General features: G+C 62.5%; 20 protein-coding genes. 9 read left to right on the top strand and 11 right to left on the bottom strand.

Annotated elements, in window-relative coordinates:
• From D0550_RS31330 to D0550_RS31320, 3 genes are all read right to left on the bottom strand, one after another.
• Window positions 1–1,080, bottom strand: a 1,080-nt coding sequence (locus D0550_RS31330) for an ABC transporter permease (RefSeq protein WP_161966174.1), incomplete at its 3' end; no start/stop codon positions are given.
• Window positions 1,081–1,094: 14 nt separating this feature from the next.
• On the bottom strand, window positions 1,095–1,988 hold the full coding sequence (locus D0550_RS31325) for an ABC transporter ATP-binding protein (protein WP_116813126.1): 894 nt from the start codon (window positions 1,986–1,988) through the stop codon (window positions 1,095–1,097).
• 103 nt (window positions 1,989–2,091) lie between these two features.
• The gene (locus D0550_RS31320; protein WP_116813124.1) at window positions 2,092–2,541 is read right to left on the bottom strand and encodes a DUF6249 domain-containing protein; all 450 of its coding nucleotides are present in this window, start codon (window positions 2,539–2,541) and stop codon (window positions 2,092–2,094) included.
• Between the two features lie 215 nt (window positions 2,542–2,756).
• Between D0550_RS31320 and D0550_RS31315 the strand changes: the two genes are divergently transcribed.
• From D0550_RS31315 to D0550_RS31305, 3 genes are all read left to right on the top strand, one after another.
• Complete coding sequence (locus D0550_RS31315) at window positions 2,757–3,335, top strand: RNA polymerase sigma factor (protein ID WP_116813123.1); 579 nt, start codon at window positions 2,757–2,759, stop codon at window positions 3,333–3,335.
• Between the two features lie 4 nt (window positions 3,336–3,339).
• A complete protein-coding gene (locus tag D0550_RS31310) occupies window positions 3,340–3,882 on the top strand; it encodes a zf-HC2 domain-containing protein (protein ID WP_116813122.1) in 543 nt (180 codons plus the stop codon).
• 276 nt (window positions 3,883–4,158) lie between these two features.
• Window positions 4,159–5,901, top strand: coding sequence for a potassium transporter Kup (locus D0550_RS31305; protein ID WP_206606654.1), 1,743 nt, complete (start codon window positions 4,159–4,161; stop codon window positions 5,899–5,901).
• 52 nt (window positions 5,902–5,953) lie between these two features.
• Here the strand turns inward: D0550_RS31305 and D0550_RS31300 are convergent, their stop codons facing one another.
• The 4 genes from D0550_RS31300 to zwf all read right to left on the bottom strand — a co-directional run bounded on the left by D0550_RS31300 (window position 5,954) and on the right by zwf (window position 9,811).
• Window positions 5,954–6,526, bottom strand: coding sequence for an ANTAR domain-containing response regulator (locus D0550_RS31300; protein ID WP_153067439.1), 573 nt, complete (start codon window positions 6,524–6,526; stop codon window positions 5,954–5,956).
• Between the two features lie 87 nt (window positions 6,527–6,613).
• A complete protein-coding gene (locus tag D0550_RS31295) occupies window positions 6,614–7,603 on the bottom strand; it encodes a glucokinase (protein ID WP_206606653.1) in 990 nt (329 codons plus the stop codon).
• Window positions 7,604–7,616: 13 nt separating this feature from the next.
• Complete coding sequence (gene pgl / locus D0550_RS31290; protein WP_116813119.1) at window positions 7,617–8,318, bottom strand: 6-phosphogluconolactonase; 702 nt, start codon at window positions 8,316–8,318, stop codon at window positions 7,617–7,619.
• Window positions 8,319–8,350: 32 nt separating this feature from the next.
• The gene (zwf, locus tag D0550_RS31285; protein WP_116813118.1) at window positions 8,351–9,811 is read right to left on the bottom strand and encodes a glucose-6-phosphate dehydrogenase; all 1,461 of its coding nucleotides are present in this window, start codon (window positions 9,809–9,811) and stop codon (window positions 8,351–8,353) included.
• Between the two features lie 228 nt (window positions 9,812–10,039).
• Between zwf and edd the strand changes: the two genes are divergently transcribed.
• Both edd and eda read left to right on the top strand, forming a co-directional pair.
• Window positions 10,040–11,878, top strand: coding sequence for a phosphogluconate dehydratase (gene edd / locus D0550_RS31280; RefSeq protein ID WP_116813117.1), 1,839 nt, complete (start codon window positions 10,040–10,042; stop codon window positions 11,876–11,878).
• A gap of 36 nt (window positions 11,879–11,914) precedes the next feature.
• Window positions 11,915–12,541 (top strand): bifunctional 4-hydroxy-2-oxoglutarate aldolase/2-dehydro-3-deoxy-phosphogluconate aldolase, encoded by a 627-nt coding sequence (gene eda, locus D0550_RS31275; protein WP_116813116.1) that lies wholly within the window; start codon window positions 11,915–11,917, stop codon window positions 12,539–12,541.
• Window positions 12,542–12,544: 3 nt separating this feature from the next.
• Here eda and D0550_RS31270 read toward each other — a convergent pair whose 3' ends face one another.
• The 3 genes from D0550_RS31270 to D0550_RS31260 form a co-directional block, all read right to left on the bottom strand.
• Complete coding sequence (locus D0550_RS31270) at window positions 12,545–15,091, bottom strand: glycosyltransferase (protein WP_116813115.1); 2,547 nt, start codon at window positions 15,089–15,091, stop codon at window positions 12,545–12,547.
• 264 nt (window positions 15,092–15,355) lie between these two features.
• Entirely contained in the window at window positions 15,356–16,144 is a 789-nt protein-coding gene (locus D0550_RS31265; protein ID WP_116813114.1) for a DNA-3-methyladenine glycosylase family protein, read from the bottom strand.
• 32 nt (window positions 16,145–16,176) lie between these two features.
• Window positions 16,177–16,776: a DUF502 domain-containing protein gene (locus tag D0550_RS31260; RefSeq protein WP_116813113.1), complete on the bottom strand. Its 600-nt coding sequence runs from the start codon at window positions 16,774–16,776 to the stop codon at window positions 16,177–16,179.
• A 142-nt stretch (window positions 16,777–16,918) separates the two neighbouring features.
• On the opposite strand from D0550_RS31260, the gene dacB reads away from it, so the two are divergent.
• Window positions 16,919–18,346, top strand: coding sequence for a D-alanyl-D-alanine carboxypeptidase/D-alanyl-D-alanine endopeptidase (dacB, locus tag D0550_RS31255; RefSeq protein WP_161966173.1), 1,428 nt, complete (start codon window positions 16,919–16,921; stop codon window positions 18,344–18,346).
• 120 nt (window positions 18,347–18,466) lie between these two features.
• Window positions 18,467–19,054: a porin family protein gene (locus D0550_RS31250; protein WP_116813111.1), complete on the top strand. Its 588-nt coding sequence runs from the start codon at window positions 18,467–18,469 to the stop codon at window positions 19,052–19,054.
• A 77-nt stretch (window positions 19,055–19,131) separates the two neighbouring features.
• Here the strand turns inward: D0550_RS31250 and amrS are convergent, their stop codons facing one another.
• Window positions 19,132–20,244 (bottom strand): AmmeMemoRadiSam system radical SAM enzyme, encoded by a 1,113-nt coding sequence (gene amrS, locus D0550_RS31245; protein ID WP_414717361.1) that lies wholly within the window; start codon window positions 20,242–20,244, stop codon window positions 19,132–19,134.
• 48 nt (window positions 20,245–20,292) lie between these two features.
• Between amrS and amrB the strand changes: the two genes are divergently transcribed.
• On the top strand, window positions 20,293–21,093 hold the full coding sequence (amrB, locus tag D0550_RS31240; RefSeq protein ID WP_206606652.1) for an AmmeMemoRadiSam system protein B: 801 nt from the start codon (window positions 20,293–20,295) through the stop codon (window positions 21,091–21,093).
• Entirely contained in the window at window positions 21,090–21,647 is a 558-nt protein-coding gene (gene amrA / locus D0550_RS31235; protein ID WP_116813109.1) for an AmmeMemoRadiSam system protein A, read from the top strand. Before amrB ends, amrA begins: the two co-directional genes overlap by 4 nt.
• The last annotated feature ends 256 nt before the right edge of the window (window positions 21,648–21,903 follow it).

The following is a 21,903-nucleotide window of genomic DNA, read 5'->3' as shown; positions in this document are numbered from 1 at the left end:
CGTGACCGGATGGATGGGCGTGCCGAACGTGTTATCCATCGCCAGCGAGCTGCCGAGATAGTTGATCATGCCGAACGCCAGCAGCACCAGGAACGGAATACTCCGCAGCACCGACTTCGTATCGAACCACACCAGATGCACGAACTGCCCGAATGCAGTCGAGGCATCGAACGAGCGCGGCGCGGCGAAAAGTTTCCCCACAGGTCGCACAGCAGTGCTTGGCACGGAGGCAACCACATCCTCACTCTTGCGCGAGCGCTGCCACCAATGCTTCTTCGCCCGCTGCCGCTGCGGTTTGAACAGCAACTGGGTCGCCAGCAGCATGCCCCCTGCCACACCGGCCCAGATCAACCGATTGAACAACACCAGACCACTCAGCTCCGGCAGCTGCGTGTTGCGCTCGGCCACCGACCAGTAGCGCATGACCTGAGAGATCGAGTCGCCGCCGAGCGGATCGATCAGCGCGGAGATCGTCTGATATTGAATGTCCTTGGTGAGCGCGCCGGCGATCAAGAACAGCACCAGGAACGCCACGATGCCAATGAACACCAGGAGCAACCGCCGCGTCGTCACAGCGAGCAGAGCCAGCAGCGCGCCCGTGAACAGCAGATTCGGAATGACGATGACGCCGAAACCCCACAGGTACGGCGCCAGCGTGAATGGCCCGAGTCGTTGTGGATCGATCCAGGGCATGAACGCGCCAAGCATCATGCCCAGTGCCGTGATTGTCATGACGATCAGCGCCATGAGCGAGCCAGCCGCGAACCGGCCCCACAGATAAGTCGCCTTGTTCAGCGGCTTGCTGAAGAACAGCTCTTCGGTGCCCAGCTCGAAGTCACGCAGCAGCGGCTGCGCGATCAACGCGACGGCAACGAACATGCCGAGCGTCGAAAACACATTGAGGAACGTCAGGATGACATACGGCGCGTTGCGATGGGCATTGCCGATGCCCTCGCCGATGGTGATGATTTCGCTCGTGGTGGCGGCGAATGCCAGCAGCGCGAACACCAGCCCGACGACCCAGGGCAACGGCGAGCGCAGCTGATAACTCAGCTCGAAGCGGAAGAATTCGCGGAACATACGCGACTCCTGGTTCAAGCGGCCGCAAGATTGACCGGCGCCGCGCCGTGCTGGCGCAGTCGCTGGAAATAAACATCCTCCAGGTCCGGATCGACGGCCGCAAAACCCTCTTCGGGGCGCGACTCGCTATACACATGAATCAATGGCTCGCCGGCGATCAAGCGCGTCGACAGCACGGTGTAACGCGCTTGATAGTCCGGCAGCGTCGCCTTGCTGACCAGCTTGCTCCAGACTCGATCGCGCATCGCTGCGATGGCCTCGCGCGGCTCGCCGCTCATCAACACTTCGCCGCGGCAAATCATTGCCATACGCGGACACAGATCGGTCACGTCTTCAACGATATGCGTTGAAAGAATCACGACCACCTGACCGCCGATATCGGCCAGCAGGTTCAGGAAACGATTGCGCTCTTCAGGATCCAGGCCGGCGGTGGGCTCGTCGACGATCACCAGCTTTGGATTGCCGAGCAGCGCCTGTGCGATACCGAAGCGCTGCCGCATGCCGCCGGAGAACGTGCCGAGCTTGCGCTTGCGCACTTCCCAGAGATTCACCTGACGCAACAGCGCCTCGACCACACCGGCGCGCTCGCCGCGATTCAAATAACCCTTCAGCACGGCGAGATGATCGAGCAGCCCGAGCGCGCTGACTTTCGGATAGACACCGAAGTCCTGCGGCAGATAACCGAGCGTGCGCCGGATCGCCATCTTGTTGGCGAGCACATCGATGCCGTCGAAGCTGATGCTGCCGGAGTCGGGATCCTGCAAGGTCGCAATGGTCCGCATCAGCGACGACTTGCCGGCCCCATTGGGGCCGAGCAGGCCGAACATGCCGGCGGGAATCTGCAAAGAAACATTGCGTAACGCAGCCACGCTGCCGTAGGACTTCGACAGATTGCGAATCGTGAGCATGAGCGACTCCTTGAACGCCGGCGGGACCGGCGCACTCATTGCGACGAGCTTGTCAGGACGATGGACTAGTGCGAACGAACCGCCAGTTGGATGCAGGTATTGGTTACAGGGTTGCAGGGCCTTGCGAATATCGGCCGTTGCGCTCGGCGCGCTCGCGCGCTTCCTGTTCCTGCTGGCGCGCTTCGACATGGCGGCCTTCGACCGCGTGATAGATGAGATAAGCCAGACCGATGCCGAGCGGCACCAGACCGAACACCACTGGCAATTCCTCGCCGCTGCTGAGCGAGCCGGCGACCATGGCGAGGCCGATGAAGAACCACACCAATCCCGGCAGCAACGAGCTGCGCCGGCGAGTGCTGCGGCCGTCGATGAGCTCCAGCGGCAGCGGCGGCACTTCCATACCCCGCTCGATGGCCGCCATGCGCTCGGCATGACTGAGCTCCATCAGGCGGCGGCGCTTCCGGTAGTTCAGGCAGATCCAGATGATGGGAATGGACAGCGGTATGCCCGTGCCGAAAATGATGGCTACCAGGGGGACTAGATCGCTGAGCATGTTGTCTGCCTCGGACTACCGAACTTGTCTGAACGTGGGGTTGGGACGCGGCCGCCCCCCTGCAAGGTTGCACCGGTCGTCACCGATTATTCACGAGCCGGTCAACAACGGGTTGTAACCGGTCGACGGCGGCGGTGTTAGGACTAATAAATCGCTCACATTGTTAAAGTGAGCCCACTGCAACCTTTCCCCCAACCCATACGTCCCAACAGCCAATGCCGTCCTCGTCAGCTTTCCAGGCAGACGCCGACATTCACGAGCGGCTGCAGGCCAAGCAATACCGCGAGGCATTCGCGCTCTTGTTGCCACGTTACCGGGATAAGGTTTTCCGCCTCATATTCAGTATGTTACGCGATCGCGCCCAAGCTGAGGACTGCACCCAGGACGTGCTGCTGCGCGTCTGGAAGGCGCTGCCGGGCTTCGCCGGGCAGTCGCAGCTGTCGACCTGGATCTATGCGATCGCCAAGAACGGCGCCCTGTCCGAGATCCGCAAGCGCCGACCGACGGTTTCCATCGACCAGAACGACGATGAGGACGGCTACAACCCGGCCGTCGCTGCCCTGGCCGCCCCCGAGGCGGACGACTCGGCGACCGTGAGCGTCGGGCAACTGCTCGACCAGCTGCCCGAGCGGTATCGCCAGGCCGTGGTGCTGTTCTATATGGAGGACAAATCCTACGAACAGACCGCTACCAGCCTCGGGCTACCCTTGGGCACGGTCAAAGCCTTGCTTCATCGCGCCCGTAAGCGCCTAATCGAGCTGACCAAAGAGGCGGAGGCTGCCAACGCGGCCTGAAGCTATGACGCAGCCTAATGAGCATTCACAGTGGGACGACGCCCTCCAGGACTGGCTGGATGGCGAGCTGAACGACGCGGATAGCGCGGCGTTCGAGGCCCATCTGACCGGCTGCGGGCTGTGTCAGCGCAACCTGCCCGAATTCGAGGAGCTGGACGAGGCGCTGATCGAAGCTGCTCCGCAACTGCAGCTCGACGCCGCTTTTGACCAGAACCTGTTCGCGCAGATCGACGCCATCGATGAGGGCAAGCGGCTGGAGGCGCGCCGCCGGCTCGAACAGGAATGGCAGCAACAGATGCAGTCGTTGAGGCGCAACTGGCGCCGCACACTGGCCTTTGTCATCCCGGGCGTCATCGGCGGCATCGTGCTCGCCATGGCGCTGGTGAGCTGGCTGGACAGCTCCGGCATCACCAGCAATCTGGTGGCCCAAGGCGCCGCCGAGCTGGGCGGCCGCTCTATCGACTACCTCCGCCTCGGCATCACCGCCGTGGTGGGCGCAGCCTTCGGCATGCTGGTCGCTCCCTGGCTGGCCCGCCTGGCCGACTGACCGCCCCTCCCCTGTGACAACCCGGCTGCTCCAAAGCCGGTCGGAAAATCCACTAAGAAAATCCCGCGCCCTTTGGCAGCTGCCGCGCCTAGCGTGTAACAACAACATCATCATGGGCCATCCGCTCATCCGACTCCGCCAACGGCGACCGTAAACGGCGGGGGAAACGCAAAAAACTTGGTCCTGACCGCGCTTTGGCGTGGTCTTTCGGCGATATCGGCACCAGCCCGCTGTACGCCCTGCGCGAATGTTTTCAACCCCTCGCACGGCATCGCCGTGAATGAAGCGAACATTCTCGGCCTGCTGTCGTTGATCCTCTGGTCGCTGGTGCTGATCATCTCGCTCAAATATATCGGCATCGTGATGCGGGCCGACAACCGCGGCGAAGGCGGTGTACTGGCGCTCAGCACTCTGGTTTCAACCGCAAGCACCAATTGGAAAGTCTGGGCGCCGGTGAGCGCCGTCGGTTTGTTTGGTGCCGCGCTGTTCTTCGGCGACGGTATCGTCACGCCCGCCATCTCGGTGTTGAGCGCGATGGAAGGCCTGACGGTCGCGACCCCAAAACTCGAGCGCTTCGTCCTGCCCGGCGCCGTGTTGATCCTGACCGCGTTGTTCCTGCTGCAACGTCATGGCACCGGGGCCATGGGGCGGATGTTCGGTCCCATCACGCTGATCTGGTTTCTGACGCTCGCAGTGCTGGGCGCAAGTCACATCATGCAAGCGCCCCATGTGATCTTCGCCATCAATCCCATGTACGCCGTGCATTTCTTCATCGACAACGGCGTCATGGCGTTCGTCACCCTGTCCGCGGTGTTTCTGGCCGTGACCGGCGGCGAAGCCCTGTATGCCGACATGGGCCACTTCGGCCGCGCGCCGATCCGCAAAGGTTGGTTCATGCTGGTGTGGCCGGCCCTGGTGCTGAATTATTTCGGCCAGGGCGCGCTGCTGATCTCCGATCCGAGCGCCATCGAGAATCCGTTTTATCTGCTGGCGCCGAGCTGGCTGCTGCCGTTCCTGATCGTGCTGGCGACCTGCGCCACCGTGATCGCTTCGCAGGCCGTGATCTCGGGCGTGTTCTCGGTCACGCGTCAGGCCTTGAACCTGGGTTACCTGCCGCGGCTGCGCATCACGCACTCGTCGGAAGAGGAGATCGGCCAGGTATATGTGCCGTCAGTGAACTGGCTGTTGTTCGCCGGCACGCTGACGTTGATCCTGAGCTTCCGTTCCTCGAGCGCGCTGGCCGGCGCCTACGGCATCGCTATTTCGAGCACGATGCTGATCGACACCATCCTGGTGATGATGTTGCTCCGGGTGCGCATGGAGCCGCATAACCGCAGCATCATCTCGCTGCTGTCGCTGATCCTGATCGTCGAGCTGTCATTCTTCTGCTCCAACCTGCTCAAGTTCGCTCACGGCGGCTGGCTGCCCGTGGCTGTGGCCGTCGGCATTTATATTTTGATGAGCACCTGGCAGGAAGGTCGGCGCACGCTGGCGTGGCTGATTGCCCGGCAGCAGATGCCAGTGCGCGATTTCCTCGCGATGGTGGAGAAAGATCCGCCGACGCGGGTCGAAGGCACGGCGGTCTATCTCGCAGCCGAAGCCGGCGGCATGCCGCGCGCACTGTTGAACAACCTGAAGTTCAACCGGGTCCTGCACAAGCGCAACGTGCTGCTCACGTTCGTGCGGCCGGAAATGCCGTTCGTGCAGCCCGAAGAGCGCATCGAAATCCAAGAGATCGGCGATGGACTGTGCCGGATCATTGCGCGCTATGGCTTCATGGAAACGCCGAACGTGGTCGCGGCACTACGCGGCGCCGAAGAGAAAGGCGTGCCGTACGAGCCGGATTCGACGGTGTATGTGGTTGGCCGGGAGAACCCGATCTTCAGCGCGGGCTCGGGCATGCCGTTGTGGCGCAAACGACTGTTCGCTTTCATGGGCCGCAACAGCCAGCTCGCCGCCATCCATTTTGGCGTGCCGAGCCATCGGCTGCTGGAAGTCAGCAGCCTGGTGAAGCTGTAACGTGGGACCGTTCTGGTGCAGACCTCGCACGATCTGCACCAATCGGATCGATTCAGTTCAACAGCTCGGCCATCTCGATCACCGACTTGGCCACATCTCCCATGCGTCGGTTGCGCTCCATGGCCATGCGCCGGAGCGTGTGATACGCCTCGTCTTCGCTCAGATTGCGCGCCTTCATCAGCAGGCCTTTGGCGCGCTCCACGAATTTGCGTTCAGCCAGCTTCTGCTGGGCCAGGCCCAGCTCGCTGCGCAGACCGGCGATGTAATCGAAACGCGCCAGCGCGACTTGCAGAATCGCCGGCACGCGCGTCGCTTCGAGCCCGTCGACCACATAGGCCGCGGCACCTGCGCGCACGCTATTTTCAATGACCTGCGTCGAGGCATCGCCGGCGAACACCGCGAATGGCACGGCCGACGAGCCCATGGCGTCGAGCAAACGATCCAGCAGATCCACTGAAGGCGCGCGCGCTTCCAGCAGCAGCACGTCGGGCTTGCCTCGTTCCAGCGCAGGCGACAAGGCACTATCCAGGGGCAACACCTCGGTCAGTTCATGACCGGCGAGCTGCACCCCCGACTTCAGGATCTCCGCACGATCGGCGGATTCAGCGATGACGAGCACACGCACGATACGCTCACTTGCGTTGTTTAGGAGGAACCGATGTTCCGATGCCCAAATGTTGCAATGAGTGTGCCAGCGATCAGTCAGCACTGATCAATCGGCTTCGAGGCGCGGCCCGGGGTCGGTGAAGGCGCTGGCCAGGCCGAGCAGCGCGGGCAACTCGGCACGGATGACATACGTCGGCACACGCGCCACGTAATCGGTGAAGCGACCTTTGTCTTCGAAACGATCGCGGAAGCGCGAGCTGGTAAACATCGGGCCCAATCCCGGCGCAATGCCACCGCCGATGTAAGCACCGCCGAGTGCACCGAGCGTGAGCACCAGATTGCCCGCCATCGTGCCGAGCAGAGCGCAGAACATGCTGACTGTTTCGAAACACAGCCGACATGTTCCTTCCTGTGCGCGCTTGGTGATCTCAGGCGGCGTCAGCACTTCAGGAATGACGCCTTCGACGCCGCACAACGCATCGTACAGAGTCACCAGTCCTGGCCCGGAAATCACGCGCTCGGCCGAGACATGTGAGAAACGCTGCTGCAGTTGTTCGAGCACCGCGAGCTCACGCTCGTTCATCACCGACAAAGTGACGTGACCGCCCTCGCCTTGCAGCGGGATCCAATGCTCGCCGCTCGGAATCAACCCCGAAACGCCGAGGCCCGTGCCCGGACCGATGACGGCGATGGGTGCGTTGGGTTGCGGCTTGCCGCCACCGATCTGCTCGATATCGCTGCCCTTCAGATGGCGCACAGCCATGGCAAGCGCGGTGAAATCATTCAGCACGATCAGCCGGCGCAATTGCAGCTGCTGTCGCGTGTGCGCGGCCGAGAACTGCCACACATGATTGGTCATGCGAATGATGTCGCCAGTAACCGGGCCGGCGATCGCGATCGCCGCTTCGAGCGGCCGGCCGGAACCCTTGGCACCTATACGTCGCAAATATTCTTCGGTGGCCGAGACCAGATCGGGATAGTCGGCGCAGGCCAGCACGACCTCGTCGCGGCGATCCATACCATCGAGCAACGCGAAGCGCGCGTTGGTGCCGCCGATGTCCGCGATCATGCGCGGAGGAATACCTGCCCGGCTCATGCGCAGCGATCCTTCACGGCGACCAATACACGTCCATGGGGACTTCTTTCTGGTGCAACACCGAGCGCACTGGCAACTCGGCCACCGGCCCGGCCGCTTTCGCGCGCTGATAAACCTGCCACTTCGACTCCCCCTCGATATGCAAAATGATACGGCGCGAGTCCAGCAGCGCCGACAAATTCAAGCTCAGGCGCGCATGCGGCGCCGTCAGCGAGTTGATGGCGACGCAGCCCGGCTGGGCCGCACGGTCCAATGCCTTGCCCAACGCCAGCGAGCCGGGAAACAGCGATGCGGTATGGCCGTCCTCGCCCATGCCCAGCAGCACCACGTCGAACGGATGCGGCACTCGGGTTAACGCACGAGTGGCCCAATCGGCACCCGCCTCGGGCGCCGGCGCCGGATTCTTCAATCCCACGAAATGCGCCGCTGCGGCCGGGCCGGTCAGCAGGGTTTCCCGCACCAGTTTTTCGTTGCTCGCTGGGTTGGTGGTCTCTACCCAGCGCTCGTCGGCCAGCGTGACCCACACCTTGGTCCAGTCCAGCGCCTCGCTGCGCAGCTGCTCGAACAGCTTGCCGGGCGTGCGCCCGCCGGAGACCACCAGGCTTGCGGCGCCACGCTCCTGAATGGCTTCCTCGAGATCGACTTTGAGCTCACCGGACAACGCGTGCGCCAGGGCCAGCGAGTCGGGGAAGCGGTGTTCGTGCACCCAGCTCATGGATATCTCATTGCGGCTGCGACTACCTCTTATTAGAGCTCGTTGCGCCAGGCGAAGCCATCCCGGCCCAGCAGGGCGCTGGCCGCGGCCGGGCCCCAGCTGCCGGCGGTATAGGTCTTGGGCGCCTCATCCGATTGTTCCCAAGCCTCGCGGATGGGATCGACCCACTGCCAGGCGGCATCCAGCTCGTCACGGCGCATGAACAGCGTCAGATTGCCCTTGAGCACATCGGTGAGCAGGCGCTCGTAGGCATCCAGGCGCGGCGCCTTGAAGGTCTCGGAGAAATCCAGGCTCAGGTTGACCGGCCGCAGGCGCATCACCTCGCCGGGGAATTTCGCCAGCACGGTGAGCTCGATGCTCTCGTCGGGCTGCAGCTGGATCACCAGGCGGTTCAAGGCCTGCGGCGTGTCCGGGCGTTCGTAGATGGACAACGGCACATCCTCGAACGTCACCACGATTTCAGACAGCTTTTCCTGCAGCCGTTTGCCGGTGCGCAGATAGAACGGCACGCCGACCCAGCGCCACGAATCGATGTCGACGCGCAAGGCCACGAACGTTTCGGTCTTGCTGTTCTCCGGCACGTCCTTCTCGTCCAGATAACCGACCACCGGCTTGCCGCCGGACGCGCCGGCCTTGTACTGGCCACGCACGGTTTTATGCAGAACATCGCGGCCACGCAGCGGACGCAACGCGCGCAACACTTTCAGTTTTTCATCGCGCATCGCATCCGGATCGGACGTCGCCGGCGGCTCCATCGCGATAATGCACAGCAGTTGCAGGAGATGGTTTTGCACCATGTCGCGCAATGCGCCGGTTTCATCGTAGAAACCCGCGCGACGCTCGACGCCGAGCTCTTCGGCAACCGTGATCTGCACGTGCTTCACACGACCTCGACGCCACAGCGGCTCGAACAGCGTATTGCCGAAACGCAGCGCCAGCAGGTTCTGCACAGTTTCCTTACCGAGATAGTGGTCGATACGGAAGATCTGCTGCTCGGTGAAGATACGACCGACGCGTTCGTTGATCTGCGCCGAGGAGGCGCGGTCATGACCCAGCGGCTTTTCCAGCACGACGCGCGAGTTCGGCGTCGCCAGCGAATGTGTCGCGAGACCTTCACAAATCGGTGCGAACAGATCCGGCGCGGTCGACAGGAAGAACGCGCGCGTATGCTCGTCACAACCCTCGAGCTTTCTCTTCAGGCCGGCAAAGTCTTCGGGGGACGAGGCATCGACCTTCAGATAGTCCACATGTTGTGAAAATTCTGCCCAACGCTGTTCGTCGTACTCCTTGCCCAGATGGGTTTGGCAGCTGCTCTGGACCATCGCGAGATACTCCTCGCGCGACAGCTCGCTACGCGCCACACCGAGCACGCGCGACTTGGGCGACAAATACCCGGACGCCTTGCGGCGATATAAAGCGGGGAGCAGCTTGCGCATGGCCAGATCGCCAGTGCCGCCGAACAGGATCAGATCGAAAGTCGGGAGAGGTTGCATGAATACTGACGCCTTGCAGGAAATCCTCGATCGCAGCCCGCTAAATTAGCGCCCCAGGATGACGCCCGCAAACGCACGACGAGACATTTTGTGGACATTTGTTTCAGCGAGCGGTCTGCAATTCCACAGTTCCTGCTCATCATAGCGTGAGTCCCGAGGCGATGCGCCGCGCGAGGCGCTAGAATCGCCAACAATGATCGAGCCGTTGCCGGGTAGAACCAAGCACACATGAAAACCAGCGCACCCTTGCATGAACGCGTGCGCGCCGTAACCGAGAGGATTCGCGAGCGCAGCCAACCCACCCGAAGTGCCTATCTCGAGCGCATGCGAGAAGCGCAACACAGAGACAAACCGACTCGCGCGGGCTTGTCCTGTACCAATCTGGCGCATGGCTTTGCGGCCATGGACACGCAGGACAAGGACAAGCTGCGCGTCGCGCGTTGGCCTAATCTTGCCATCGTTTCTTCTTATAACGACATGCTGTCGGCACATCGACCGCTGGAGCGTTATCCGGAGCTGATCAAACTGGCCGCGCGCGAAGTCGGCGCGGTGGCCCAGTTCGCTGGCGGCGTCCCCGCAATGTGTGACGGTGTCACGCAAGGCCAGCCGGGCATGGAGCTGTCGTTGTTTAGTCGCGACGTAATCGCGATGAGCACCGCGATCGCGCTATCTCACAATATGTTCGATGCCACTTTGTGCCTCGGCGTGTGCGACAAGATCGTGCCGGGCCTGCTGATGGGCGCGCTCACGTTCGGCCACCTGCCCACGATCTTCGTGCCGGCGGGACCGATGACGTCGGGCATTCCGAACAAAGAAAAGGCCCGCATTCGTCAGCTGTACGCCGAAGGCAAAGTCGGTCGCGACGCATTGCTGGAATCGGAAGCGCAGAGTTATCACTCGCAAGGCACGTGTACGTTCTATGGCACGGCCAACAGCAATCAGGTGATGATGGAAATGATGGGCCTGCATCTGCCGGGTGCGGCCTTCGTCACTCCCAACACTCCACTGCGCGATTCGCTCACCAGCGCTGCAGCCCGGCGTGCCGCGAAGATCACTGCGCTGGGTGATGAATATCTGCCGCTGAGCGAGACGGTCGATGAGCGCGCCATCGTGAATGCCATCGTCGGATTGCTCGCAACCGGCGGCTCGACCAACCATACATTGCACCTGGTCGCCATGGCGCATGCCGCGGGTATCGCCATCAATTGGGACGATTTCAGCGATCTGTCGGACATCGTGCCGCTGCTGGCGCGCATCTACCCGAACGGCGCCGCGGACGTGAATCACTTCCACGCAGCTGGCGGCATCGGCTTCCTGATTCGCGAATTGATCCGCTCCGGCTTGTTACATCAGGACACGATCACGGTGGTCGGCCAGGGCATGGAGGCTTACACGCGCGAACCGTGGTTGTCGCCCGACGGCCTGCAGTGGCGGCCCGCGCCCGATAAAAGCGGCGATCACGAAGTGCTGCGGCCAATGACGGATCCGTTCGGCGCCGATGGCGGACTGAAGGTATTGCGCGGCAATCTGGGTCGCGGCGTTATCAAGACTTCCGCCGTCCAGCCGCAACATCGCGTCGTCGAAGCGCCGGCGCGCGTGTTCAACGACCAGGAAGATGTCATCAAGGCATTCAAGGCCGGCGAACTGGCGCGCGATTGCGTCGTCGTCGTTCGATATCAGGGCCCACGCGCCAATGGCATGCCGGAGCTGCATCAGCTGACACCGACGCTCACCTCTTTGCAGAGCAAAGGCTTCAAAGTCGCGCTCGTGACCGATGGCCGCATGTCTGGTGCGTCGGGGGCGGTGCCCGCTGCGATTCACATGACACCGGAATGCCTCTCGGGCGGCCCGCTCGAGAAGGTGCAGGACGGCGACATCATTCATCTGGACAGCTACACCGGCGTGCTCGAAGTAAAGGTGTCCGAAGCGGTGCTGCACAGTCGGGCGGTGCCGAAACCGGATTTGAGCCGCAACAATTTCGGCATGGGCCGCGAATTGTTTGCTACGTTCCGGGCCGCCGCAGGGGACGCGGAAGCCGGTGCTGCTTCCGTTTACGGCGGGCTCTGAGATCACTCATTAGTCACTAGTCATCAGTCACTTCTCATGAATATTCGCTCCATTCTCGCGCTTGCTCCTGTCATTCCCGTGCTCACGATCGAGCACATCGACCACGCCGTACCGCTCGCTCGCGCGCTGTGCGCCGGCGGTCTGCGTGTTCTGGAAGTCACATTGCGCACGCCGGCGGCGCTGCCTGCCATCGAAGCGATGCGCAAGTCTGTGCCGGATGCGGTTGTTGGCGTGGGGACGCTGGCGCGTCCTGGCGATTATGTGACCGCCGGGAATGCGGGCGCTCAGTTTGGCGTGAGCCCGGGACTCACGGCGGAGATGGCCGCAGCGGCGCGAGCGGCTTCGTTCCCGATGTTGCCGGGGATCATGACCCCCACGGAACTGCTGGCGGGATTGGGCTGGGGCTATGACACGTTCAAATTGTTTCCTGCCCAACAGGCCGGCGGCATCGGCATGTTGAAAGCGCTCGGCGCGCCGTTCCCGGAAGTTGTGTTCTGCCCCACTGGCGGCATCACGCGCACGACAGCGCCTGACTTCTTGGCGCTGCCGAATGTGGCGTGCGTTGGCGGGTCATGGGTTGCACCGACGGACAAGATCCGCGCGGGAGATTGGGCAACGATCGAGCAGCTCGCGAAGGACGCGGCGTCGCTGAAGACGAAGTAAGCGTTACTCGCCGTTCGCAGCGCGCTTTGGCTCGATTTCGGGGTCGGGCAGCGCTGCGAGCTGAATTGTGGGCTCGATCGCCAGCTCGTCGGCAGCCGGCGCCGCCGTCGAGATCAGCGACAGAGTCTCGGCATCGCTGAGCTCAGCGGGGTTGGGCGCTTCAGCCTTCGCGGCGCCTGCCTTTGTTTCGGTTTTGGTATCCGAGCGCTGCATCGCTTGCCACTCACCTGTCGCCAGCAGCGTCAGCTCGCCGAATTCGTTCAGGCTGCCCGTCGCCAGTGGCGACTCGGCCACGGGCGGCTGCGACGCTGGCGGGCTCACAGCTTCGACTACGTGCCGCTGCGGTAGCAGATCGGCAGGCAATTCGAGCGACTGAGTGGATGAGCTATCCGGCTTGGAGACGTCCGGCTTGGAAACGTCGGCCAGGTCCTTGCCGGCCAGCGCCGAGTTGGCGAGGTCCTGAGCCAAGGCACCCAGAGGCTGAGTGCTGTCGATATCGACCTTCTGTTTGCCAGTCGTCGCCGTGAGATCCGCGGTCATTGGCCACTTCAGCGCGGCCAGGCCAGCCATCGTGCCTTCAGGCAACGTTTCCAGCGGCTGTGTGCGGCCGATATCAGTTTTTTCCGCAGCGGGCGTAGCGGCCGCGAGCGGCGCCGATTCAGCTGGCGTCGACGACTCGACAACCGTAGCAGCGATCGTCGCAGGTGGCGCCGATTCAACCGGCTTCGATGACTCGACAGCGGAGGAAGCAGCAATCGTCGCAGGCGGTCGCGTGACGGGCGAGGTCGCCGGCGGCCTGGTCATAGGCGACGCATCTTGTGACTTCGCAGTACTCGGCTTGGGCGCCGGCGCGATCGGTTGCAGCGCGGCCATGCGCGCAGCTTTCAAAGCAGCCTGTTTCGCTGCATCGGGCTGCGGCGCAGTCTGGGCTGTCGACGGCGCGGCAGGCTTCTTCGCACCTGACGGAGCACTGGACACACGTGGCGGCGGCGGTGCTTCGGCTGCCAGCATCTCCGGCGACAGCAGCTCTTCCGAATCGTCAGCAACACCGCGCGCCCGCTCGGTCATCGGCGTCTCGGAGCCGAGCGCCTTCACTTGCTGACTCTCGAAGACCTCCAGCACATCGCCCACCGACTTGCTCGCCGCGACCTTCGCCGCCAGCTCGGCTTCGCGCTTGTTGCGCTCCTGTTCCTGCTCGAGCCGCCATTTGGGCAGCTCTTCCGGCTCGCGCTCGGTCACCTTGGATTCCAGCGAATCCGGATCGGCCAGATCGACCACCGTGATCGGCTTGCGCTTGCTGGCGCTCATCTCGGCCTGGGTCGGCAACGCCGGCGGCACCGTCAGCGACGCATCGATGTCCGGCGCCGGCAGCTCGTTCGTGACCAGCGACTGCCGGCCAATCAAATCGTAGTAGAGCTGCAGATATTTCTGCAGCGAGCGCACGTACACGTAATTCGCCAAAGCATGCTTGCGCGCGCCCTGCGCCAGGTGAGTTCGTTTTTCCGGCGTCAGCTGCATGACCCGATTGATGCCTTTGACGAAGGCCGTCGGACTGCCCGGCTCGATCGCCACGCCATGCTGGCCGATCAGCTCACCTTGAGCACCCATGCCCGTAGCAACGACCGGCACGCCACACAGCATCGCCATGACGACATTCATGCGCGACAGATCGTTCACCGCACTGGAGCAAACGACATCGCAGGCGTTGTACAAAGCATTGATGTCGGACCATTCGCCCAGCAGGTGCGCGCGAGTGGACAGCGAACCGCCGCCAACCAACGCCATCAACGGTGCATTGCCCTTCTGCACGCCGTGCCCCGCCAGCACCAGCGCAATGTTTGGATTCGTCTTGATCAGCTCGCCGATCGCCTTGATCAAAGTCGCGTGGTCATATTCGGTCTGGAACGGCGCGACCATGCCCACGACGAAGGCCTCACCCGGCAGGCTCAGCTCCTCGCGCAGCTTGCGTCGGGCAGCGAAATCCGGCTTGAAGCGCGTGGCGTCCACGCCGGGCGGAATGGTTTCATGACCGCCATCGGGGAAGCCAACGCGACGATATTGAGAGGCGCCCGACTCGGACGCATAGACGATACGATCGGCGCGCGCGGAGAACTTCGCGGCGTACTTGAGCTTTTGCCGATCGATGAAGCCGGCATTCTTCGCCAGCGGTGTCGTCTCCGAAACACTCCACACCAGTCGTGGCTTCCATTCGCAGCGCTTACGCAGCAGCGTAGAAACGACTTGTGCCGTGTGCCCCCACGCCTGAATCACATCCGGACGGAAGTGACGCGTGGCCTGCACCAGCTCCTGGAACGCTTTCGGCGAGAAACGTTTGCGTGACAGCGCCAGATCGAACGTGGGCACGCCGTTCTGACGCAGCACCGCCGAAGGCACCGCGCCCGGCGACAAGCACGCGACCTGCGCCTTCACGCGCTGCCTCGGCAAACGCGTCAGCAGCGGCATGAATAGCGACGGCTGCAAAGCGCTCGCGACGCCGCCGGCGCTCACGAGATGCAACACGCGTATTTGTCGAATATTGGCGTCGGACACGACCAGACCGTCGCTGCGTTCCTGTGACGGGAGTGAATGACGAAATCGTAACAGCAGTCCGATTCACCACGCGCCCTGCAGAGTGTGAAATTGTTAAACCCGCCACAGTTCATGTGACAGTGCGCAGGTGACAAGAATTGGCAGTCAGGGGCCGAGATTTGGCAGATCGAGAGCGGCATCACAAACACGGCAGCCGCAAGGCTCGAGATGAGCCCATTCAGGGTGTTTTTACCGCAGCCCGCTGCCGTAATTTCGCCGCTCGATTCAGGGTGCCACCGCCCACAGATAAATCGCCGCGTAGGCGCGTAGCGGGCGCCACGCTTCGGCCAGTTTGAGCAGTTCCGCTGGGGTCGCCACGTTTGCGGCACGGATCAAGCCAATGTCGGACGCAGGGAACGCATCCCGATCTCGGCCCAAACGAATCGCCAGATACGCACGCGTCCAGGGCCCGAAGCCCGGCAACGTTTGTAATGCCGCGTCCACCTGCGCCCACGGCTGCGAGAAATCCACTCGCCCATCGACGATGGCCTGTGCAAAGGACTGCAGCGCCGCCGCACGCTTGCCGGGCATGCCCATGTTGGAAACATCCGCTGCGACCACACACTCCGGGGTGATCGAGCCGCACCGCTCCACCAATCGACGCATCAGCGTGCCGGCGGCCGCGACTGTGACTTGCTGACCGAGGATGGTTCGAATGCAAAGCTCGAACGGCGACCACGCGCCCAGCGGCCGCATGCCCGGCAGATTGACCAGCCTCTGCTTCAGTGGCTTGGAACGCTGCAGGTGCTCTTGAATCAGATCGTGATCGTGCTCGACGTCGAACAACCGGGTCGCCGCTGCCAATGTTTCATCCGCATTGACCCGCCCGTTCGCGCTCACGATCAGGCGCGATGGCCTGGCCTGGTACTCGACGACGATGGTCCGTTTACCAAGGACGCGTTCATATCGCCCGCCTGAGACGGACTCAAAGCCAGGCGTGAGACGATGCGAGTAATAGTCGAGCAGCACCTGCCACGGGAACGGGGTGCGGACTGGAATGTGACCGATGAGCATCCGGGTAGCTTGTCTATGAGGTAGATCGGCCTCTATCCGGTTCCTGCGGTCGTCTGGCTGGTCACGCCGCCGATGAGCACCAGGCGCATCGCCTCCTCCACCGACAGCTCGGTCTCGCGCAGCTCGTCCTTGTGCAGATACAGGGTGTACCCGCCGATCTGATAACTCATGGGGAAGTACACCGCGACCAGATCCTGGTTGTCCGGCCCGAACAACTTCGGGTTGAGCTGCTCCTCGGTGACGAAGCCGATCAGCTGGGCCGTGCCAAAGCGCCACAGCACGACGCGCTTCAAATCGCGCGCCTTGCCGCCGGCGGGCAGGAAGCGGCTGAAATCCTTGAAGGCGCCGAAGATGGTCTTGACGATGGGAATGCGCGCCAGGATGGACTCGCCGTAGCGGATCAGGCGCCGGACGATGTATGCGTCGACCAGCACGCCGACCACGAGAATCAGCCCGAAAGCGGCCAGCAGCCCGAGCCCCGGCCAGTAGCTATCCGCCGGCAGCAAGGCCTGCAACGGGCCGCCCAGCACCGACTCGGCGGTCTTCGCCAGCCAGAACACGACATAGACCGTGAGCGCCACCGGCAGCACCGCCGCCAGGCCCTTGAGAAAGGTATTCCACAGTCGTCGCATCGTTCCAAGCCCGTGAGTTCACCGCCGCAGGAGCCGAAGTATGCGGCGTACACGTACAGAAGAACATCGCACCCAGTTTGCAGCGCTGCACGCCGGACACACTGCTAAAATTCGGCCGCTGTCGCCTGGTCTGACCCCTCGAATGCTCAAACCCCTCGTCGCGCTGGTCGCGCTCGTCGCCGTTGTCTTTCACCCGCTCGCGCTGGCGCGGGACTCGCAGCTGCCGCCCGCCGTTTCGCGTGTCATGACTCGCGTCGGGATCCCGGCCAAGGACGTCAGCATCTACGTGCGCGATGCGAACACCAACGAGGTGGTGCTCGGAATCAACGACAACCAGCCCCGCAGCCCGGCCTCGGTCATCAAAGTGCTGACCACCTATGTGGCACTGGATACGCTGGGCCCGAGCTATACCTGGAAGACGCGCGCCTATAGCAACGGGCCGCTCGCCAATGGCGTGCTGAACGGCGATCTGTTCGTGGTCGGTGGCGGCGATCCATACATGACCTCCGAGCACTGGTGGCGGTTCGTGCAGGGCCTGCGCGAGCAGGGGCTCGCCAAGATCAACGGCGACTTCGTGATCGATCAAAGCTACTTCGCGCCCGCGGCAGGCAATCGCGCCGACTTCGATTCACAGCCGTTCCGCAGCTACAACGTGCTGCCAGACGCGCTGATGGTGAACTTTCAGACCTCGCGCTTCACGCTGATCGCGAATGAGCAACGCGCGCGACCGTCGATCCTGGTCAATCCATTGCCGGCAAACCTCGATCTGCAAAATCAGGTGCGGCTGATCGACGGCAAGTGCTACACCTCGGGTGTCACGTTCAACACGCCTGACCCCATCGACAAACCGAACACCGTGGTCGTCGGTGGAGTGTTGCCGAAGTCGTGCGGCAGCTTCTCGATTGGCCGCGCCATCATGACGGCGCCCGACTATGCATACGGCACGTTCCGAACATTGTGGACGCAGTCGGGCGGCGCAATGGACGGCGCGCTGCGTATGGAAACATTGCCGGCCAATGCCAAGCCACTTTATTCGCACGATTCGCTGTCGCTGGCCGAAGTCATCCGGCTGGTCAACAAATATTCCAACAACGTCATGGCGCGCCACCTGATGCTGACGCTCGGCGTGGAGAAGTTCGGCCCGCCAGCGACTGTGGAAAGCGGCCGCAACGCAGTTCGTTCCTGGCTCTCGACTCGTGGCATCACGATGCCGGGCTTCGTGCTCGACAACGGCTCTGGCTTGTCGCGCGCCGAGCGAGTGACGGCGCGAGGTCTGGGCGAGATGCTGGATATGGCATGGCACAGCCCGTTCATGCCGGAATTCGCAGCATCGCTACCGCTGTCCGCCACGGACGGAACTTTGCGCAATCGTTTCAAATCTCCCGGCATGCAAGGACGCATTCGTTTGAAGACCGGTCATCTCGACAACGTCAGTGCGCTCGCCGGCTTTGTGAATGCCGCTTCTGGAAAAACTTACGTTGTGGTGATCATTGTCAATTCTCCAGGCGCGCAAGGCGGCTCGGGCGAAGCCGTGCATGCAGAATTGATACGCTGGGTGTTTGGCCAGTAGCGTCGACGCATCAGGGAACCACCGCAGCAAACAAACGTTGTGCACTCGCGAGTTGCGAAAGCGGAACGCTGCAAGCCGGCCGGCAAGCGGCTCGCCCTTTTACTACTCACAGGAGAGTGTATGAAACGCGCAATCATGGCGGCAACGCTGCTGGCATTGGGCTCTGGCGCCGCTTACGCGCAGTCGCCGGAGAACGAGCGAGGTTTTTATGTCGGCGGCGGCGTCGGCCAGTTCAATGTCGAGATCGACAATCCCGGCGACCTGGGCGATACCCTCAGAAGCTTGGATGACGACGACACCGCATGGCAGGCCTTCGTCGGCTGGCGCCTGAATCCATATATTTCGCTGCAGGCAGCGTATATCGACTTTGGCCGGCCGCAGGATGACTTCAGCAGCAGTACCGGCAATCACGGCAGATTCCGCGCCGAGCTGTCGGGCTTCGCACCCAGCATCATCGGCACGTTGCCGCTCGGACCGGTGGAGCTGTCGGCCAAGCTGGGTTACTACATTTACGACCTGAAGATCTCCGGCGACATCAACGATCTGGAGTTCAATCGTAAAGACAGCGGCGAGGACCTGATGTATGGCGTCGGCGTCGGCATGACGTTCTTCGATCATCTGCACGCCAAGCTCGAGTACGAGAAGATCGATCTGGATGAGGTGGACGATGCGAATGCGTTCTGGTTGACAGGACAGTGGCGGTTTTAAGGACGACTAGAGCGACCTAGTACCGCCCAGAACGTATAGGGGCCCGCCGGTGGCAGCACCGGCGGGCTTTTATTTGGTCAGCGCGACAGGGCGGCCAGCCGCACCGGCATGCGCTTCGCGCCCCACTTCCCTGCCGCCCCATCGAACACGCCAGGCAACTGCGCGCCACAGTGCAAACATTTGCCGACAGCATCGAGCTGCCATTCACCTAGCTCGTACCAGTCGCGCTCGATGACTCGCTCGCCGCAGCCTGCGCAGTACGTGCTCGCGCCGATGGAGTCGTGCACGTTGCCGGTGTAGACGTAGTGCAGCCCATTCGCGCGTGCAATGTTCCTTGCACGCGTCAAAGTCGCGGCGGGTGTATGTTCCTTGTCCAACATCTTCCAATCGGGATGGAATGCAGTGAAATGCAACGGCACGTCGGGGCCGAGCTTGTCCATGATCCAACGGGTCATCTGCTCCAACTCGGCATCCGAGTCATTCTCGTCGGGAATCAGCAGCGTGGTGATCTCGAACCACACTCGCGTCTCGCGTTTCAGATATTCGAGCGTCTCGAGCACAGGAGCCAGCTCCGCGCCGCAGATCTTCTTATAGAAGCGCTCCGTAAATCCTTTGAGATCGACGTTGGCCGCGTCCATGTGTTTGTAGAGCTCGACGCGTGGCGCGGCGTTGATGTAGCCAGCGGTCACGGCGACGCTCTTCACGCCCACCTCGCGGCACGCATCGGCGACGTCGATTGCGTACTCCATGAACACGACCGGATCGTTGTACGTGTAAGCGACGCTGGAGCATCCCAGCCTTTGTGCGGCCTGGGCCAGCATCTCAGGCGTGGCCTGATCTGCCAGCGTATCCATCTCGCGCGATTTGCTCATATCCCAGTTCTGGCAGAACTTGCAGGCCAGATTGCACCCAGCGGTGCCGAAGGAGAGCACCGAGGTGCCCGGCAGGAAATGATTCAGCGGCTTCTTCTCGATGGGATCGACGCAGAAGCCGCTGGAGCGGCCGTAGGTGTAGAGCTTCACTGCGCCCGCCTCGACGCCGCGAACGAAACACAGTCCGCGCTGCCCTTCGTGCATGCGACATTCGCGAGGGCAAACGTCGCACTGGATCCGTCCGTCATCCAGTGCGTGCCAATGTGTCGTGGGCCAAATTTGAGTGTCTTTCATCGCTGTCGGGACCGGCGTATACATCGGATGCGTTCAATCATCATGCGCCCTTCGAGCCAAGGGGGAAACGCGGTGAGCACGAAAGTCAGAGCCCCCGCCGTCGCCGGCCTGTTTTATCCGGGTAACGCAACCGAGCTGCGCGATGTGGTATCGGGGTATTTATCACAGGCGCCCACGACTGCAGGTCCGATACCGAAGGCTTTGATCGTGCCGCATGCGGGCTACATCTATTCCGGCGTCATCGCGGCTGCCGCGTACTCGCAGGTCGTACAGCTGCGTAGGCAAATCCGTCGCATCGTGCTCATCGGCCCCAGCCATCGCGTCTATTTGCGCGGTATGGCGGTGCCCGCGGCGGAGGTCTTTCAGACACCGCTAGGTATGGTGCCAGTAGATCGCGATCTCAAGACGCGCCTGCTGGAGCATGAGCAGGTCATCGAATCCGATGCGCCTCACGCCAGCGAGCACAGCCTGGAGGTGCAGCTGCCATTCCTGCAAATGATGTTCGACGATTTCACGCTATTGCCCGTCGCCCTGGGATCCGCGTCACCGCCCGCCGTGGCCGCTGCACTCGCCGACGTTTGGGGCGACGAAGAAACATTGGTACTGGTCAGCTCCGATCTCAGCCATTACTTACCCTACGACGAGGCTCGTGCGGTCGACGCCGGGACCAGCACCGCGATTTTGCGAAATGAGGCCACGCTCACAGGCGAACAGGCCTGCGGCTGCATCGGCATCAATGGACTGACGTTTCTAGCCCGGCAGCGTAGCGCGCGCATCGAGGAGATCGCCCGCTGCAACTCTGGCGACACGGCCGGGGATCGCACCAGGGTCGTGGGTTACGGGGCGTTCGCGCTGCACGAGTCTGCTCGATGAGCCTGAGTCCTGCGCAACGCTCCGAGCTGCTGTCGTTGGCACGTACGTCGATAGAGGCATCGCTACAAACCGGCGAGCGCGCACCCTACGACGGTCCGCCGCTACATACGGCGCTGATTCGGCCTGGAGCGTCATTTGTCACCTTACGAGTCGGCGAAGATCTGCGCGGCTGCTGCGGCACTATCGAAGCCACGCGGCCCTTACATGTAGACGTTTGGAACAACGCATATTCTTCGGCATTCGCCGACCCGAGATTTCCGCCGCTGACATCAGGTGAATGGCACGACACGGGCATCGAGATCTCGGTACTGAGCGAGCCCCAGCGCTGCGAGGTGCGGTCGGAGGCAGAACTGCTGGACGCACTGCGCCCCGGGGTCGACGGCGTGATTCTTCAGGCGGGCGCGAGGCGCAGCATTTTTTTGCCGGCGGTCTGGGAGCAGTTGCCCAGCCCTCGGGACTTCATTCGTCATTTGAAACTGAAGGCCGGATGGCCAGCGGATTTCTGGCCACCCGACATGCAGGTGTGGCTCTACACCACCGAAAGCTTTGACTAGGGCCTGTTAACACCCATTGGATGGGCTGCGACGAGCTATTGCGGTTCAGGGCTAGGCGCGACGACCGCCGTGTGCTCTCCGCACACAAGGGAGGAGCAACGACGTCCTGAACCGCAATAGCTCGTCCCATCTAAGGATATTTATTCATTAAATGGGTTGCGCCTCGAATCGCCTGCCGCTGCGTTACAAAGCTTGCCCTTATCGACATAAGGGCTGCGCTTTGCGCCTTGCTGCAGGCGATTGGAGGCGCAACGCA

This window comes from Steroidobacter cummioxidans (assembly GCF_003104955.1).
This window is presented reverse-complemented; position numbering and strand designations above follow the sequence as displayed.

Coding starts and splice junctions, on each gene's coding strand:
- amrA (WP_116813109.1), top strand. CDS start 21,090: ATGAGCCTGAGTCCTGCGCAACGCTCCGAGCTGCTGTCGTTGGCACGT.
- dacB (WP_161966173.1), top strand. CDS start 16,919: ATGCTCAAACCCCTCGTCGCGCTGGTCGCGCTCGTCGCCGTTGTCTTT.
- amrS (WP_414717361.1), bottom strand. CDS start 20,244: ATGTATACGCCGGTCCCGACAGCGATGAAAGACACTCAAATTTGGCCC.
- edd (WP_116813117.1), top strand. CDS start 10,040: ATGAAAACCAGCGCACCCTTGCATGAACGCGTGCGCGCCGTAACCGAG.
- D0550_RS31265 (WP_116813114.1), bottom strand. CDS start 16,144: ATGCTCATCGGTCACATTCCAGTCCGCACCCCGTTCCCGTGGCAGGTG.
- eda (WP_116813116.1), top strand. CDS start 11,915: ATGAATATTCGCTCCATTCTCGCGCTTGCTCCTGTCATTCCCGTGCTC.
- D0550_RS31250 (WP_116813111.1), top strand. CDS start 18,467: ATGAAACGCGCAATCATGGCGGCAACGCTGCTGGCATTGGGCTCTGGC.
- zwf (WP_116813118.1), bottom strand. CDS start 9,811: ATGCAACCTCTCCCGACTTTCGATCTGATCCTGTTCGGCGGCACTGGC.
- D0550_RS31260 (WP_116813113.1), bottom strand. CDS start 16,776: ATGCGACGACTGTGGAATACCTTTCTCAAGGGCCTGGCGGCGGTGCTG.
- D0550_RS31310 (WP_116813122.1), top strand. CDS start 3,340: ATGACGCAGCCTAATGAGCATTCACAGTGGGACGACGCCCTCCAGGAC.
- D0550_RS31325 (WP_116813126.1), bottom strand. CDS start 1,988: ATGCTCACGATTCGCAATCTGTCGAAGTCCTACGGCAGCGTGGCTGCG.
- D0550_RS31295 (WP_206606653.1), bottom strand. CDS start 7,603: ATGAGCCGGGCAGGTATTCCTCCGCGCATGATCGCGGACATCGGCGGC.
- pgl (WP_116813119.1), bottom strand. CDS start 8,318: ATGAGCTGGGTGCACGAACACCGCTTCCCCGACTCGCTGGCCCTGGCG.
- D0550_RS31315 (WP_116813123.1), top strand. CDS start 2,757: ATGCCGTCCTCGTCAGCTTTCCAGGCAGACGCCGACATTCACGAGCGG.
- D0550_RS31320 (WP_116813124.1), bottom strand. CDS start 2,541: ATGCTCAGCGATCTAGTCCCCCTGGTAGCCATCATTTTCGGCACGGGC.